14 protein-coding genes and 3 pseudogenes are annotated in these 14,948 nt (G+C 62.7%); all 17 read left to right on the top strand.

The genetic code is table 11. The annotated features are described in order from the left end of the window. Window positions 1-127: 127 nt before the first annotated feature. Window positions 128-1,326, top strand: a pseudogene (locus BSK43_RS02065) (DUF932 domain-containing protein). A 175-nt stretch (window positions 1,327-1,501) separates the two neighbouring features. Beyond that, window positions 1,502-3,613, top strand: coding sequence for a ParB/RepB/Spo0J family partition protein (locus BSK43_RS02060; protein ID WP_077470719.1), 2,112 nt, complete (start codon window positions 1,502-1,504; stop codon window positions 3,611-3,613). A gap of 67 nt (window positions 3,614-3,680) precedes the next feature. Continuing rightward, window positions 3,681-4,712 (top strand): toprim domain-containing protein, encoded by a 1,032-nt coding sequence (locus BSK43_RS02055; RefSeq protein ID WP_077470718.1) that lies wholly within the window; start codon window positions 3,681-3,683, stop codon window positions 4,710-4,712. A gap of 296 nt (window positions 4,713-5,008) precedes the next feature. Further along, on the top strand, window positions 5,009-5,932 hold the full coding sequence (locus BSK43_RS02050) for a DUF2493 domain-containing protein (protein ID WP_077470717.1): 924 nt from the start codon (window positions 5,009-5,011) through the stop codon (window positions 5,930-5,932). Between the two features lie 161 nt (window positions 5,933-6,093). Beyond that, window positions 6,094-6,609: a hypothetical protein gene (locus BSK43_RS02045; RefSeq protein WP_246662472.1), complete on the top strand. Its 516-nt coding sequence runs from the start codon at window positions 6,094-6,096 to the stop codon at window positions 6,607-6,609. Window positions 6,610-6,829: 220 nt separating this feature from the next. Continuing rightward, window positions 6,830-6,997, top strand: a complete 168-nt coding sequence (locus tag BSK43_RS34985) for a hypothetical protein (RefSeq protein WP_169055355.1) — start codon at window positions 6,830-6,832, stop codon at window positions 6,995-6,997. A 144-nt stretch (window positions 6,998-7,141) separates the two neighbouring features. Further along, a complete protein-coding gene (locus BSK43_RS02040; protein WP_077470716.1) occupies window positions 7,142-7,585 on the top strand; it encodes a hypothetical protein in 444 nt (147 codons plus the stop codon). Between the two features lie 590 nt (window positions 7,586-8,175). Then, window positions 8,176-9,329 (top strand): annotated as a pseudogene (locus BSK43_RS02030) (IS110 family transposase). 553 nt (window positions 9,330-9,882) lie between these two features. Beyond that, window positions 9,883-10,206 carry a DUF736 domain-containing protein gene (locus BSK43_RS02025; RefSeq protein WP_077470714.1) on the top strand — a complete coding sequence of 108 codons (324 nt, stop codon included), beginning with the start codon at window positions 9,883-9,885 and terminating at the stop codon, window positions 10,204-10,206. 137 nt (window positions 10,207-10,343) lie between these two features. After that, window positions 10,344-10,670 carry a DUF736 domain-containing protein gene (locus BSK43_RS02020; protein ID WP_077470713.1) on the top strand — a complete coding sequence of 109 codons (327 nt, stop codon included), beginning with the start codon at window positions 10,344-10,346 and terminating at the stop codon, window positions 10,668-10,670. Between the two features lie 245 nt (window positions 10,671-10,915). After that, window positions 10,916-11,173 (top strand): annotated as a pseudogene (locus BSK43_RS35535) (DUF2285 domain-containing protein); the annotation flags it as partial. A 133-nt stretch (window positions 11,174-11,306) separates the two neighbouring features. Further along, window positions 11,307-11,561 carry a DUF6499 domain-containing protein gene (locus BSK43_RS35390; RefSeq protein WP_205910579.1) on the top strand — a complete coding sequence of 85 codons (255 nt, stop codon included), beginning with the start codon at window positions 11,307-11,309 and terminating at the stop codon, window positions 11,559-11,561. 130 nt (window positions 11,562-11,691) lie between these two features. Next, window positions 11,692-12,072 (top strand): DUF2285 domain-containing protein, encoded by a 381-nt coding sequence (locus BSK43_RS02010; RefSeq protein WP_348641736.1) that lies wholly within the window; start codon window positions 11,692-11,694, stop codon window positions 12,070-12,072. A 137-nt stretch (window positions 12,073-12,209) separates the two neighbouring features. After that, window positions 12,210-12,491 carry a helix-turn-helix domain-containing protein gene (locus BSK43_RS02005; protein WP_077470711.1) on the top strand — a complete coding sequence of 94 codons (282 nt, stop codon included), beginning with the start codon at window positions 12,210-12,212 and terminating at the stop codon, window positions 12,489-12,491. A 16-nt stretch (window positions 12,492-12,507) separates the two neighbouring features. Beyond that, complete coding sequence (locus BSK43_RS02000) at window positions 12,508-13,674, top strand: replication initiator protein A (protein ID WP_077470710.1); 1,167 nt, start codon at window positions 12,508-12,510, stop codon at window positions 13,672-13,674. A gap of 183 nt (window positions 13,675-13,857) precedes the next feature. Beyond that, a complete protein-coding gene (locus BSK43_RS01995; RefSeq protein WP_077470709.1) occupies window positions 13,858-14,379 on the top strand; it encodes a DUF2840 domain-containing protein in 522 nt (173 codons plus the stop codon). Beyond that, complete coding sequence (locus tag BSK43_RS01990) at window positions 14,376-14,933, top strand: S26 family signal peptidase (protein WP_077470708.1); 558 nt, start codon at window positions 14,376-14,378, stop codon at window positions 14,931-14,933. Before BSK43_RS01995 ends, BSK43_RS01990 begins: the two co-directional genes overlap by 4 nt. Window positions 14,934-14,948 lie beyond the last annotated feature (15 nt).

Below are 14,948 nucleotides of genomic sequence, written 5' to 3'. Positions count from 1 at the left end.
TCAATGTTCGGGTCTGATTGCCGTCTTCGTGGTGTCGGCGTCATCGAGAGTGAGAGGTCGGACCGGATTTTCATGACGGGTTAAGGGCTGGGAGAGAGGCTTCCGGCGCCCGTCATGGAGACATCTCATGACCGATATGAAAGCCCTGGACCCCGGTTGCGATCTCGTTGGCGGCTACAAGGTGGATGTGAACCGCGGCAAAAGAATTAGTCGTGTATCTTCGGAGTGGTTCTCACGGCCAGCGGACGAGCGTTACCTATCCCTGTCCGACCTCTACGCCGCTGTGCGCGGCCGGACCGAGCGCAGCCGGACCCGGACGGTGGAAAGCGCGGCGATCCGCGTGGAGGCCAGCCGCGATGACGCGGAGCGCCTTGGCGCTGGTACTGCCTGGCACCAATGCGCTGATCGCGCCGACACATTGGAGCTTCGGCCAGCTCGCGAGCCTAGTCGGGGCACCGGCCGCCTACCTCCGCCAGCTCCCGCCGCCGCTCGCCGGCATCAATCTCCAGTACGGCCTGAGCTCGCATCGAGCCGAACAGGTGAAGACGCTGGAGACAGAAGACGGCCGGGTTGAGCTGCGCGCCGTCACCGGCCCCGACTATGGCCGCATCTTCGACCATGAGCTGGTCGTCGGCGGTGCAGCGCATCGCCGGCAACGGCACGGGCGACACGCGCTGGAAGCTGCCGGGCGTGCTCGACTGGTCGACGGGCATCTACAACCCACGCGTCGACATCACCCAGGACACGACGACGCTCTACGCCTCCGATCGGGACGTCTTCCTCTTCCTGGTCGACGACCTCAACCCGATCGAGGCCGGCCGGCTGCTCGACGGCTCGCCCGACCTCTATTTCCGGGGCTTCTACTGCTGGAACTCCGAGGTCGGGGCTAAAACGCTCGGCATGGCGAGCTTCTATCTCCGTGCCGTGTGCCAGAACCGCAATCTCTGGGGCGTCGAGGATTTCGAGGAAATCACCATCCGCCACTCAAAATACGCAGCCTCTCGCTTTGCGCATGAAGCGGCGCCGGCACTGACCCGCTTCGCCAACTCCTCACCCATGCCCTTCGTCAACGGCATCAAGGCAGCGCAGAAGAAGATCGTTGCCCGCACCGACGACGATCGCAGCGAATTCCTTCGCAAGCGCGGCTTCTCCAAGACCGAGACCACGAAGATCATCGAGACGGTGCTGGCCGAGGAAGGCCGCAAGCCCGAGAGCGTCTTCGATTTCGTGCAGGGCATCACGGCGGTCGCGCGGGACAAGACCCATCAGGACGCGCGTCTCGACCTCGAGGCGCGGGCGAAGAAGCTGCTCGATCGGGCAGCCTGACTCCCGGGAAGCCGGAGACGCGGATCGGCGCGTCTCCGGCTGCGTGCCTTTCCGTCTTTCCTGATCGTCGGGTTTGCGGCGCTGCCCTCCAGAGTGAGAGGGCGGCGCTCTTGCTTCGTGACGGGTTGGAGGCCGAGAGAGAGGCTTTCGGCCGCCCGTCGCGGAGTATATCCCTATGGCTATTGCCAGGAAGAAGATCACCCTGTCGCCCTCGCGCGACATTCCGTTCAATCAACTGGTGCTCAGCCAATCGAATGTCCGGCGCGTCAAGGCCGGCGTTTCGGTTGAAGAGCTTGCCGAGGACATCGCCCGTCGCGGCCTGCTGCAGGGCCTCAGCGTCCGGCCCATCATCGACCAGACCGGCGTCGAGACCGGCATGTTCGAGATCCCGGCCGGCGGCCGACGCTACCGGGCACTGGAATTGCTGGTAAAGCAGAAGAGTCTTGCCAAGACGGCTCCGGTTCCTTGCGTCGTACGCGAGGGCGGCATCGCGGAGGAGGACTCGCTTGCTGAGAACGTCCAGCGCGCGCCTCTCCATCCACTCGATCAGTTCCGGGCTTTCCTGGCGCTACGCGAGAAAGGTCAGTCCGAGGAAGAAATCGCCGCCGCCTTCTTCGTCTCAGTCAACGTGGTGAAGCAGCGGCTGAAGCTTGCCTCGGTCTCGCCGCCGCTGCTCGACGTTTATGCCGAGGATGGCATGACCCTTGATCAGCTCATGGCCTTTACCGTCTCCGGTGACCATGAGCGGCAGGAGCAGGTCTTCGACCGGTTGAAGTCATCCTACGACAAGCAGCCTTACACCATCCGCCGCATGCTGACCGAAGGTGCCGTCCGCGCCTCCGACAAGCGGGCGCAGTTCATCGGCACCGACGCCTATGTGGCTGCAGGCGGCATGGTGCTGCGTGATCTGTTCCAAGGCGATGACGGTGGCTGGCTGCAGGATGTGGCGCTGGTCGATCAGATGGTAGCCGAAAAGCTGAAGGCTGAATCCGAGGCTGTCGCTGCAGAGGGCTGGAGGTGGATCGAGGTCGCGGCCGACTTCGCCTATGGCCACGCCTTAGGTTTTCGTCAGCTTCGCGGCGAGACCATGCCGCTCACGGCAGAACAAGAAGCGACCCGCGCCACCTTTCAGGCCGAGTTCGATCGCTTGTCCGAGGAATACCGGGAGGGCGACGAAATGCCGGATGCGGTCGATGAGCGCCTGTCGGAGCTTGAAACGGCGCTGGAGGGCTTCGAAACGCGGCCGGTCGTCTTCGATCCGGCCGACATCGTACGCGCCGGTGCCTTCATCAGTATCACCCATGACGGCCGCCTGCGCGTTGAGCGCGGCTATGTGCGGCCGGAGGACGAGCGACCTGCGGAGCCGGAGATCGATGCGGCCGATGATGAACAGGCCATCTGCGCCCTGGCAGCCCGCGACGACGTTGGTGGCAATGTCATGATCGCAGGCGAACCCATCTCAGAACCCGAGGAGGACAACGGCCTGTCGCCGATATCCGATCGGCTGATGACTGAGCTGACGTCGCATCGCACGCTCGGCATTCGTCAAGCACTCGGCGAGCGGCCCGATATCGCCTTCCTCTCGGCGCTGCATGTCCTGACACTCAAGACATTCTACCACTATGGATCGGATAGCTGCCTGGAGCTCGATGTGAAGAGCATCGGCTTCAGCGCCCAGGCGCCGGGTCTGAATGACAGCACGTCTGCCGAAGCGATTCGTGTGCGCCACGAGAGCTGGGCGAAACGGCTTCCAAAGGAATCCGCTGATCTTTGGGATGTGCTGCAGGACTTCGATGGACAGGGTCAGGCCGACCTCTTCGCCCATGTCGTCAGCCTGTCGGTCAACGCCGTGTACGAAGCCTGGAGCCGGCGCCCGCGGGCGTTTGCCCATGCTGACCAGCTCGCCCAGGCAGTCAACCTCGATATGGCAGCCACCGGATGGAAGCCGACCGTGGATAATTTCTTCGGTCGGGTGACCAAGGCCCGCATCCTTCAGGCCGTTGCGGAAGTGAAGGGTCAGCGTGCCGCCGACCGGATCGAGCACCTGAAGAAGGGCGACATGGCAGCGGAAGCGGAAACGTTGCTCTCTGACAGCGGTTGGCTGCCCGAGCCCCTCCGCACACCGCGCAATGGATCGGCCGAAGCTTTAGAGGCCGACGCCATGCCGGCCAGCGCGGCCACCGAGCAAACGACCGCAGAAGACGGCAAAACGGCTATGGGCGATCAGACCACATCGGGTGACAATGGTGCGGCCGACGACGTTCCCCAGGTGATCGCGGCCGAATAAACCGTCAACCGACCTGCGGAGCTTGGCCCGCCAGCGACGGCGGGCCTTTTTACATGGGGACACTGTCATGACCCAGAATTCACATGATCTCGCTCGCCGACTTGCCGATCGCGTTGAAGCGGTGTGCCGCCACTACCTCTCCAGTGGACGCCGCGAGGGCCACTACTGGCTGGTAGGCGATGTGCACAATATGCCCGGCCGCTCCATGTACGTCCGGCTGAAGGACTCGTCGAAGGGCCTTGCGGGCAAATGGACCGACGCGGCGACCGGCGAGCATGGCGATCTCCTCGACGTGATCCGTGAAAGCTGCGGCCTGGTCGACTTCAAGGACGTTACTGAAGAGGCCCGGGCCTTCCTCAACATGCCGCCACCCGAGCCCAAACATCGCCAGCAGCAGCAGCAGAGCCCGGCGCCGCATGGCTCTCCCGAGGCGGCCCGACGTCTGGTTCGCATGTCGCAGCCGATCTACGGCACGCTCGTACAGGCGTACTTATGGGAACGCGGCATTGCGGATTTACGCGGAACCGGAAGCCTGCATTACCACCCGCGCTACTACTATCGCCCCGACGAGCATTCGCTGACCGAGACATGGCCGGCGATGATCGCCGCCGTCACCGACCTCGACGGCAAGATCACCGGGGCGCATCGCACCTGGCTCGATCCACGCCGCCGCGACAAGGCGCCGATCGACACACCGAGGCGCGCAATCGGCGACCTTCTCGGCAACGCAGTCCGTTTCGGAACGGCAAGCGATGTGATGGCGGCCGGCGAAGGCATCGAGACCGTCTTGTCGCTCCGACAAGTTATTCCCGACATGCCTATGCTGGCGGCGCTCTCCGCGGCTCATCTCGCCGCTTGTCAGTTCCCCGACACGCTGCGGCGGCTCTACATCGTCCGCGACAACGATCCGGCCGGTGACGGCGCGCGCGATACCCTGATCGAACGGGCGAATGCGGCCGGGATCGAGGCGATCGTGATCTCGCCGGGCTTAAGCGACTTCAACGAGGATCTCCGCACCCTCGGCCTGGACGCGTTGCGGACAGAAGCCCGGTTGCAGGTCGCACCGCAGGACGTGGCCCGCTTCATGGCTTTGGCATAGCCGGTAAAGAGAACGAGGTGGCGGGCCGCGCCGTGCTCGCTGGATGCACCAATCATCGGAGAGGACCGCGCCTCGGCCTTCGAGAGGGCGATCGGCCCACAAGCCGGCCAGCCGGGCAATGGCGGCGGCCGACTATTTTCCGGCGGCGCCTGCCGCGCCTTTCCATCGCGAGACAAAATAGCCGGCCTTTGCCATCGAGCCCTCCGCCCGCGCTCCGGGTGCCCGGCCGTCCGGCCCGTGGGCTTCGTTTGCCCAAGAAGGCCGCGACGGTCGCGGTCCAACCGACGGAGCATCCCATGAGCGAGTACGACGACTACAACGCTACCCAAGCCTCTTCACCGACCGACCATCTCCTCAACGAACTCCAGCTCAACGGCTACCGCTCCTTCGCTGACGAGCCCGACCAGCGGCTTCTGCCCGACGGCAACCAGGTCGCGGGCGCCGTCGCCGACATCTTCGACGCCCTGATCGGCACCCTGGAGGACACGCGCCTCGAGCCCGACCTCGACGATCTCCTGTGGTCGACCGTCAACGTCTTCCACCGCGCCACAGAACGGATCGGCAGAGAACTGGACGACAACGAGCGAGCACAGAAGCGCGCGCAGCGGGAACAGGACGGCAGCGAGGTGAAGTCGGTCGAACTGGAGCGCCTGATCGCCGAGGGCATAACGCTGATCGAGCGACAGAACGCCTTCGAGCTGATGCGCGACCAGGCCGTCGAACACTACGAACGCCACGTCGGCAAGCCCTGGCTCCCGCGCAGCGGATCGAAGGTCAACCATCGCAATCTGACCTCGGCGATGATCGACAGCCGCGACTTCCTCATGGCGAAGAAGCGAGCCGATCAGGAGGTCCTCCTCCCTCCCGGTCCGAAGGTCGTCATCACCGGCGGGCTCGACTACAACGATCACCGGCTGATCTGGGCCAAGCTCGACCAGGTCCACGAGAAGCACCCGGACATGGTCCTCGTCCACGGCAAGTCGCCGAAGGGCGCCGAGAAGATCGCCTCACTCTGGGCGAAGAACCGCAACGTGCCGCAGATCGGCTTCGCGCCGGACTGGACGAAGCACGGCCGGGCAGCCCCGTTCAAACGCAATGATGCTATGCTGGAAATCGTGCCGAAGGGCGTGATGCATTTCCCGGGCACCGGCATCAACGACAACCTCGCCGACAAGGCCAAGAAGCTCGGCATCCCGGTCTGGAAGTTCGGCAGCGCGTGAGCGCTGCACGACTTCAAACGACTGATCGAAATCTGGTATTGTCGGAAGAAACATTGAGTTCTCGCCGACAGGAGGCACATCTGCACCTTGATCACATTCAACTCACCGCGCGCGATGCGCCCCTGATCATGCCATGGCCATCGCCCGGGCTCCCCGGAGGAATGATCCAGTTCAACGAACCCGACGAATGGCGACGGTTCATCGTCGGCCTTGGCATCGACGCTCGCATACCCGCCATCGTCCAGCTTAAATTCAGGCGCGCGCAGGCGCTCTATCTTCTCGGCTGGATCGATCTCGACGTGCTGAAGGCCGGCGAGCTCGCCGCGCTCATCGCCCTGGAACTGACGGTGATGGACCGATATGGCGACCGGATTCCGAAGAAGAAGCGCTCCTTCGCCACGCTGTTGAAACATATGGTCGATGTCGACGGCCTCGACGACGCGCACATCCCGATGATCGTCCGCACCGGCGGCACGGCGATCGGCTTCGTCACCGGCGCCTCGGAGCCGAGCCTCAGTCAGCGTCGCAACGGCATGGCCCATGGCGATCCGTTCGACGGTCTGCCGGTCGGCGGGCTGCTCGAGCTGGTGCGCGACCTCATCGACTATGCCTACAGGGACTTCATCGCCAATGCTCCGCCTGGCTCCGTTTGGCTCCGTTTGGCTCACCTTGGCTGATCGGAAACTCGAACGGCTTTCGTCGCCGAGCACCACTCCCGCTTTTCTGCGCTGATCCTTGGTCAGACTGATCGCTTGACGCCATCAACCCGTAAAGGGTCGGCTATGCGAGCATGCCGCGGCTGCGGCTTCGCCTTCGCGGTGATTGCAGCGCTCAATCCGACACCTCGGGCGCCTGTCAGCGGGGGATGGTCCTCCGCTCGAACCAGGAGCCGGATCGATGTCCCTCAACGACGCCCAAGCCTTCGCCTTCAGCCTCGCCATCACGCTGATGGCGGCCATCATCATCTTCCGGGCCGGCGACGGCACGCTGTCGGTCACGCCCGCCAGTGAATATGACGGCGACACCGCCGCCATCGTCCATCAGATCGATCCCTTCGCCCCTTGACCGGGGCGATCCGGCCGCACGTGCGGAAATTGCCGCCGATTTCTGCTCCCGGCGCCGTCCCTCTTGCGCTATACTTCGTGCGCGCCGTGGTGGTGGTGGTGGAAGGCGCGACCGTCAGACCTTGTCCACACGGAGGCCACCACCATGATTATCCTCGCAATACTTGCATCCCTCGCGGCGATCGGCCTGCTTTGCTGGCTGCTGTTCACGCTGGCCGTCTTCGCGCTGCCGGCGTTCATCGGCGTGACCGCGGGCGCCTGGGCGCACGGCACAGGCGCCGGCATTCCTGGCGCCATACTGATCGGCGCCGTCGCGGCCGCCATCACGCTCGCCGCCGGCCATTTGCTCATCACCTTCGTTCGGACCATGTGGCTGAAACTGGTCGTGGTGGCTGCCTTCGTCGCGCCGGCCGCGATCGCCGGCTTCCATGCGGCCCGTGGCATCGTGAAGCACCTGATGCCGTCCGACGCGTGGCAGATCGCATTCTCCGTTTTCGGCGCGGTCGCGGTTGGCATCACTGCCTTCGTGCGGGTAGCGGGAATGGCAGCAGCCCCGGGGCCGTCCGGCCGGGATCTTGCGCAGGCCTGATCGTCGTCATCGCCGTCAGGAGGATCAGGCAGCAGTGGGCGTGGTCGCCCCCGTCGTCTCATGTCGGAGCGATGGGCGTGTGCGGCGCGGATCAATGCTGGGCCCAGAGAAGCGGTCCTCTGGCGCGCTTTAGGGGCAGAGCCATGTCTCGACGGGCACCGGACATCCGGGGCGGCGATCTCCCTGAGGGCCGGTGGACGGTCAGATGCAGCAGCGTAGGCCTGCCGGGAGGAAACGAAGCCGGCGAGCATGCCGCGACGCCGGTTTGCCGATGCGGGATGGCCGCCATCTTCTCCGTCATCTGACCGTACCTCGATCGCTCCAAACGGCCTCTTCAATGGCCTGATCTGGCCGAAGGCCGGCTGCGCCTCGATCGCCTATAACGCAACAGCCGCGTCAAACTTTCTTCCCCTGCCGGCTGCGCCGCCATTCCTCGCGAGACAAGAAAGTCCTCCTTAGCTGTCAGGCCCCTGCGGCGTGCGCCGTCGATCACCTCCGGCCAACCGATCGCCATCGAGATCCTATGAGTAATGGCGGCGATCTGTTCTGATCTGGTTGACGTCAACGCCGTTGCGGAAAGGAGCAGGACGATGTCGCAAGATAATGCTCATGCAGCAGGTACTCCTCAAGGGGAACTAGGGGCAATCTTCGCCTCGATCGAATTGAGTAAAAAGACGTGGTTGCTAACCACGATGTCACCGGGCGCCGGTGACAAGATGTCCCGCCACATTATCTCCGGAGGCGACATTGGCACTCTCCTTGCCCAGTTCACGGCCCTGAAGCGGAAGGTTTACGACCGAACCGGACGTCCATATCCATTCGTTATCATCCAGGAGGCCGGCCTCGACGGCTTCTGGGTTCACCGCGCGCTGACAGCCGAGGGTTATGAGAGCCATGTCGTTGATGCAGCCTCGATTGCCACGTCACGCCGCAAACGGCGGGTGAAGACCGACAGGTTAGACGGGGAGAGTTTGATCCGGGCTTTGCTTGCGTTCAAGCGCGGAGAGCCGCGGGTGTGCTCGATGTTGCGAGTTCCGAATCCGGATGAAGAAGATCGTCGGCGCATCGTGCGGGAGCGGAAAGTTCTGATGGAAGAGCGTATCCGACATAGTAACCGTATCAAAGGTCTGCTCTTCTCGCAGGGCGTCACCGGTTACGATCCCTTGCGTCGCGATCGACGAGAGCAGTTGGAGATGCTTCGTACGGGCGACGGGCGACCTTTGCCCCCAAACATGAAGCGGCAGGTCTTGCGAGAGTTTGCCCGCATGGAGCTGCTGATCGATCAGATCAAGGAGGTCGAGGCAGAGCGTGACGACATGCTTATCGAAGAACGACAATCTGCGCGAGAGGTGGCTTTGCTGTCTAAGGTCGTTGGCATCGGGCCCGAGTTCGCCGCTGAGCTGTGGGGCGAGGGTCTATTCCGGCACTTCGACAACCGGCGACAGGTTGCTGCGTATGCGGGTTTAGCACCAACGCCTTGGCAGAGTGGTTCGATTGATCGGGAACAGGGGATCGGCAAGTCCGGGATCCTCGGCTCCGATCAACCTTGCTGGAGATGGCCTGGCTTTGGCTGAGGCACCAGCCATCATCAACGCTCAGTCGTTGGTTCAATGAGCGGGTCGCGCAAAACGGCGGCCGCTTCAAGAAGGTGATGATCACGGCGCTGGCGCGTAAGCTAGTGGTGGCACTTTGGAAGTACGCAAGCGCGGGCGTCTTGATCGAGGGCGCGGTAATCAGGCCATGACCACGTAAGCGCATAACAGTTCGGCACAGGCCTGATCAGCCTCGCCGGAACCAGGTGGACGACCGAATTGCGGCCTGGCTTCAAACGCCGTCATCGAGAATGGTCTCGTCCTCCTGAGCCCTCGCCGCCGCAGGCGGGATTATGGTGCGGCCGTTGGAACGGCGACCGGATATGAGGTTGATACGTGCGTGGCGCGGATCAGAAACGGGCTCAGACCAAGGTTCACCGGGCGAACTCAGATCTGCCAGCAGTGCCGGCTTAAAATTGGAAGTCCGTTGCCAGCATCGTTCTCGCGAGACCGGTGTCCGGGAAGCCGCCCCTTGCGACCTCTCTTCAGGCGGGTCTGACGCCAATCTGACCTGATCCTGCAACGGCTTCGCCGAACTTCTTCCCCTGCAGCTTTGCTGCATTCCTCGCGGGACAACAAGTCCGGCTTTCGCCGTCCTGCGCTAGCGCTGCGGTCCCTTTGGGATGCAGTCGGTCGGATCGGCGCCTCACGACCGCTATCGAGGTCGCAAGGGGCGGCTTCGGCAACTCAGTAAGGAGAACGACAATGGCTACCATCGGAACCTTCCAGCAATCCGGCAACGACTTCAGCGGCGAGATCGTCACCCTTTCCCTCCAGACCAAGAACGTCCGCATCGTTTCCGATACGCGCTCCAGCGGCGACAACGCTCCCAGCCACCGCGTCTTCGTCGGCCGCATCGAAATCGGAGCCGCTTGGTCCAAGCAGTCCAACGAGGGCCGCAACTATCTCGGTCTCAAGCTCGACGACCCGAGCTTCACCGCTCCGCTCTACGCCAATCTGGTCGAAGACGAAGATGGCAAGGCCTTCAGCCTCATCTGGTCGCGGCCGAACCGCCGCTCCGGTGACTGATCTCTCCCAGTGTGACGCCCTGTACCGGGGCGTCACGAAAAACCCCAACCCGCCGCTCGAACAGCAACTTGACGAGTGGCTCCTCATATAAGGCCGCAATGGCGCGGGCTCGGAAACAGAGATCAAGGAGAACTACCATGGCGACTATCGGCACCTTCAAGAAGACCGGCTCGAACGAGTTCGCCGGCGAAATCGTCACCCTCTCGCTCCAGGCCAAGAACGTTCGCATCGTCCCAGACCAGCGCGCCACCGGCGAAAACGCCCCCAGCCACCGGGTTTTGGTCGGCCGCGCCGAGATTGGCGCCGCCTGGTCCAAGCGCTCCAACGAGGATCGCCTCTACCTGGGCCTCAAGCTTGACGATCCGAGCTTTAACGCCCCGATCTACGCCAACCTCTTCGACGACGAGGATGGCGAGAACTACTCGTTGATCTGGTCGCGCCCGAACGGGCGGCGCGGCGACTAAACTCCGGGCAAGAGGCCCCGGCTTAACAAGTCGGGGCCATCGAATCCTCGACTGACGCGTGTGAGCAGACGGCGATACATCACGAGGCCAGTAGCTCCGGTGATAGAGTATATATCCCTCATTTATCTGCGGTGCGTGATGCGGAATCCGCATCGCCTGATGCCTCATCTCAGCCTCCGTTTAGATGGTGGTTTTGCTATAATCTACGCTTCGCTCCCGATTGGACATGAGATGCGGGCAAGGCTGTGATTGAACCGTTCGACGATATCGCCCCGGTAAGTGATCAACTTACCGACTATGATCGGGCACATATCAAACTCTATATGCGTCTGCTCGATGCCGTAGCTGATGGTGCCGATTGGCGGGAAGCCGCGCATGTGTTGTTCGGTATCGATCCCCGCCTGGAGGCGGAGCGTGCCCGGCGCGTTCATGACAGCCATTTGGAGCGCGCGCGTTGGATAATCCAAGCTGGCTATAGGCACCTCTTGCGTAAACCCACGTCCGGTTCCGAGGATCCGCTCGGAGGCGGTGATGCGCTTGTTGCATCACCCGATGCACGACACCGGCCTTCCCGTATGAGCAGATCGCCGGAATCAATTTCGCTCGACTTATGTTGCGTCTGCGAGGAGTTGAGTGATGAAGCCAGATACGTCGCGCTGGCACGATAGCGATGCTTATGACTTCTTCGATACGCTGCCGATCGAAGGCTTGGCCTGGGAGTGCCTTCGGCGTCACGAACCCTATCAGCAACATTATCGCACGCTGGTGAGGACGAAGCAGGAGTCGGTCGCGTTCTCGCCGGCTGTCCAGCGTCGCTGGGGGTTGCGATTTCCCGGCGCGACCCGATTTGTCGGCGCTCGCACAAGAGGTGCTCTGGTCTCCCCTGGCTGATCCGGCCATCCTCATTCTCACCCAATCGCCCGAATTCCTGCCGTCTGCCTCTACGATGGAAAGTGCGGGATCTCTGGCTTGTCGCCACAGCGACGAGGGGGTCCATACCGTCCATCCAGGCGATGGCGCCATGCAGCTTCTTTTTCTTGCAGACAAGGTTGAGAACAAACCCTTAGCGGCCTTGATACCCTTGGACACCGACATTCTTGGTCGCCTTGAAGCGCTGAGCCGTTTTTGGCGCGCCCTGCAAGGAGGATCGATGCCTCAAGACACACGTATGACGGTGCAACAGCGGCGGCGCCTGCGCCTGATGATGCGGGCCGCCGATGGGCGGGCGAATGGCGCCAGCTATCGCGACATCGCGATTGCTCTTTACGGACGCGAGCGCGTCGCCTCCGACCCTTGGAAAACATCGGCGTTGCGCGACGCGGCGATCGGGCTGGTTGAAGGCGGACTTGCCCTGATCGGTGGTGGCTACCTCAAGCTCCTGCGGCATCGGCGCAGAGCCTAGAGACCTCGGTCGAGGCCGGGATGGAGATTTTGACCAGGTTAACTTCCCCATCCCCGGCGAAGCCAATTCTTCCCCACAGTGGTCGCCAACCGCCGCTTAAAGCCGGCGGTCGCTCTCAAAACCAAGGAGACACGATCATGCGACCTGATCTCGCCGTTCTGCCGCCACGCTTCCTGCGCACCAAGGAAGCCGCCGAGTTTCTCAGCCTGTCGGCCCGTACCCTCGAAAAACACCGCACCTACGGAACCGGCCCCGCCTATCGCAAACTGGGTGGCCGCGTCGTCTATTCCGTCGATGAACTGCAAGCCTGGGCGGCCCGAGGGGCTGTCGTCTCGACCTCCGATCCGCGCGGCGACGTGCTGCCGGCCAAGCGCCAAACCACAACTATGGCCCGGACGCCTGGCCACTATTCACGCTGATCGAAGGTGTCTTTCAATGGCAGTACCGAATCCGCCGCTATCTGAATTCCAACGTGGACAGCTCGAAATATTTCGAGCCTTGCCCGGTGATTTCGCAGTGCGCGACGCGCAGGATCTGATGGCCTATCCATTCTTCTCCCTGTCCAAGACGCACCGCGTCAAGCCGATCGATTATAGCGTCGGCAATATCACGATCCGTGTTGAAGCTGTGCCGGATCACGGAATGGCGACAATCTGGGACGCCGACATCCTGATCTGGGTGGCAAGCCAGATCGTCGAGGCGCGAGACGCTGGCCGTCGTACGTCGCGGCTGATGGCGGCGACACCATACGAAATCCTCACCTTCGTCGGGCGACGCACGTCACTGCGTGACTATCAACGCCTCAAGGCCGCACTCGACCGGTTGCAATCGACCACGGTCTCGACGTCGATCCGCGAGCCGATCGAACGTCGGCGGCATCGCTTCTCATGGATCAACGAATGGCAGGAGCGTACCGATCGCAACGGCAAGGCTGACGGTATCGAGTTGATCGTGCCAGACTGGTTCTATCGCGCCGTTCTCGATGATGCACTCATCCTGACCATCGACCGCGCCTATTTCGATCTGACCGGCGGTCTTGATCGCTGGCTCTATCGGCTGGTGCGCAAGCATGGCGGCCGCCAGCGAGATGGCTGGCGCTTCGATTTCCGCCATCTCTATCTCAAGTCCGGAAGCCTTTCGCCCTTCAAGCGCTTCGCCTTCGAGCTTCGCGACACTATCCGCCGCCAGCCTCTGCCGGGTTACACGCTGTTTCTCGAGGCGGAATTCGGCGGACGGATACTGCTCGCCTTCGAGCCGCTTTCCGCCTGTGGACGACCTGTGGACGGCCTCGTGCTATCGGGAACCCGGACCCTCGTGCCATCGGGAACTGGGCTCACGTGCTATCGGGAACCGGGAGAAGACCTAACGCGCGGATCCGCAAAGCGAATTCGCACTTCTAACATAGACTCTAACCAAGATTCTAACTTTGAAGGACGTGCGCGCGATGGCGAAACTCTCGCCGTGGGACCGCGTGATCGTCGTGAATTAACGTTGCGAAGGACCGAAAAGGCGTCACTTGTCCGTAAGTGCCTGATGCCGGCTCCCGATGCTGTCGGTGCACCACAGCTTCCCCTCGAAGATCGGCCTAAAGGTGCACGATGATGAAGGCGCTGACGCAATCTCAGGGACAAGTCTGCCCGCGGGCCACAGTGAGCGACCTCATTCAACAGCAACAGGCAGAGCCAAGTGGGATTTTCCACGGGCCTGGTCCGAATGCTTGTGCGCTGTCTGAGCGATGCCACCGGTCGTTTGTTACGTCCATTCCAAATCAGTGGAGATCCCCCCATGACTGATAGTGCTGCGTCCCGCGGCCACGGCGATCCGATGCCGTACGTCAACAATGCGGACAATCTCACCCATGTCGAGCTGATCTGGGTTGCGAAGAAGATCGAATATTGGATCAGGTTCGGTCGTGAGGTTCACGAACAGGTGCTCGACCGCAGCCGATCCGTTCTTGCCTTTCGGCCGGATAGCATCTTTGCCTTCGTGCGCTGGGCGGCCAACGATTTCGGCACCGTCATCTCGCGCATCGACATTGTCCGCGCGGTCGCACCGGGTGAACCATATCAGACGCTGCCGTTCGTGCGCCCCGGCGGCGACATTCTCTTGAAAATCGAGGGCTGGGCCAAGGTCGAACGCGTGCTGCGCCATATCGACGCGATAGAGGCGGTCGGCATTGAAGCCTGCGATGTCGCTCCCGATCACTGGCGCCATGTCGCCAACCGGATGCTCGCCCACCAGGAGCCGCTTGCCTATACATCCGCTCGCCATAATGCCTGGCTGAAGAGACGGGAGATCGAAGGATGACCCGCTTCGCTTCTGTCATGCTCCTATCTTCTGCGGCGATCGGTGTGGCGGCTTGCCTGCTCCCTCAAAGCTCGACCTTATTCATCTGGAACGCGTCGGCGAGCGTTCCGATCGGCCTCTATCGCGTCACGTCCGAACGGCGGTTTTCTGTTGCCGACCTGGTGGCGATGATGCCGCCGGCTCCGCTCGCAGACTTCATGGTGCAGCACGGCTATATCGCACGCGGCGTGCCGCTGCTGAAGCGCATCGCGGCTCTGCCCGGTCAGCAGGTCTGCCGGATCGGAAGTGCCGTCACGGTCGACGGCACGCCGCTTGGCGACGCGCTCGACCGTGATCGGCGCGGTCGCCAGTTGCCGGTCTGGCATGGCTGCCGGCGGGTCGCAGACGACGAAATCTTCCTGATGAACTGCAGTGTCCAAGACAGCTTCGACGGTCGCTACTTTGGGCCGGTCGCAGCGCAATCCGTCGTCGGCCGAGCGACTCCGATCTACACGGATGAGAACGGCAATGGTCGCTTTGTCTGGGCGTTCGGAGGCGCCCCGATTGCCGACTGATGGCCGGAACCACGT

Origin of the sequence: Rhizobium sp. P44RR-XXIV (assembly GCF_001999485.2) — a bacterium.
GTDB lineage: Bacteria > Pseudomonadota > Alphaproteobacteria > Rhizobiales > Rhizobiaceae > Rhizobium.
This window is presented reverse-complemented; position numbering and strand designations above follow the sequence as displayed.

Excerpts from the sequence above, each read along its gene's own strand:
- BSK43_RS02045 (WP_246662472.1), top strand. The coding sequence starts at position 6,094 with ATGATCCAGTTCAACGAACCCGACGAATGGCGACGGTTCATCGTCGGC.
- BSK43_RS02025 (WP_077470714.1), top strand. The coding sequence starts at position 9,883 with ATGGCTACCATCGGAACCTTCCAGCAATCCGGCAACGACTTCAGCGGC.
- BSK43_RS02005 (WP_077470711.1), top strand. The coding sequence starts at position 12,210 with ATGCGACCTGATCTCGCCGTTCTGCCGCCACGCTTCCTGCGCACCAAG.
- BSK43_RS01990 (WP_077470708.1), top strand. The coding sequence starts at position 14,376 with ATGACCCGCTTCGCTTCTGTCATGCTCCTATCTTCTGCGGCGATCGGT.
- BSK43_RS35390 (WP_205910579.1), top strand. The coding sequence starts at position 11,307 with ATGAAGCCAGATACGTCGCGCTGGCACGATAGCGATGCTTATGACTTC.
- BSK43_RS02040 (WP_077470716.1), top strand. The coding sequence starts at position 7,142 with ATGATTATCCTCGCAATACTTGCATCCCTCGCGGCGATCGGCCTGCTT.
- BSK43_RS02050 (WP_077470717.1), top strand. The coding sequence starts at position 5,009 with ATGAGCGAGTACGACGACTACAACGCTACCCAAGCCTCTTCACCGACC.
- BSK43_RS02060 (WP_077470719.1), top strand. The coding sequence starts at position 1,502 with ATGGCTATTGCCAGGAAGAAGATCACCCTGTCGCCCTCGCGCGACATT.
- BSK43_RS02055 (WP_077470718.1), top strand. The coding sequence starts at position 3,681 with ATGACCCAGAATTCACATGATCTCGCTCGCCGACTTGCCGATCGCGTT.
- BSK43_RS01995 (WP_077470709.1), top strand. The coding sequence starts at position 13,858 with ATGACTGATAGTGCTGCGTCCCGCGGCCACGGCGATCCGATGCCGTAC.
- BSK43_RS34985 (WP_169055355.1), top strand. The coding sequence starts at position 6,830 with ATGTCCCTCAACGACGCCCAAGCCTTCGCCTTCAGCCTCGCCATCACG.
- BSK43_RS02020 (WP_077470713.1), top strand. The coding sequence starts at position 10,344 with ATGGCGACTATCGGCACCTTCAAGAAGACCGGCTCGAACGAGTTCGCC.
- BSK43_RS02010 (WP_348641736.1), top strand. The coding sequence starts at position 11,692 with ATGCAGCTTCTTTTTCTTGCAGACAAGGTTGAGAACAAACCCTTAGCG.
- BSK43_RS02000 (WP_077470710.1), top strand. The coding sequence starts at position 12,508 with ATGGCAGTACCGAATCCGCCGCTATCTGAATTCCAACGTGGACAGCTC.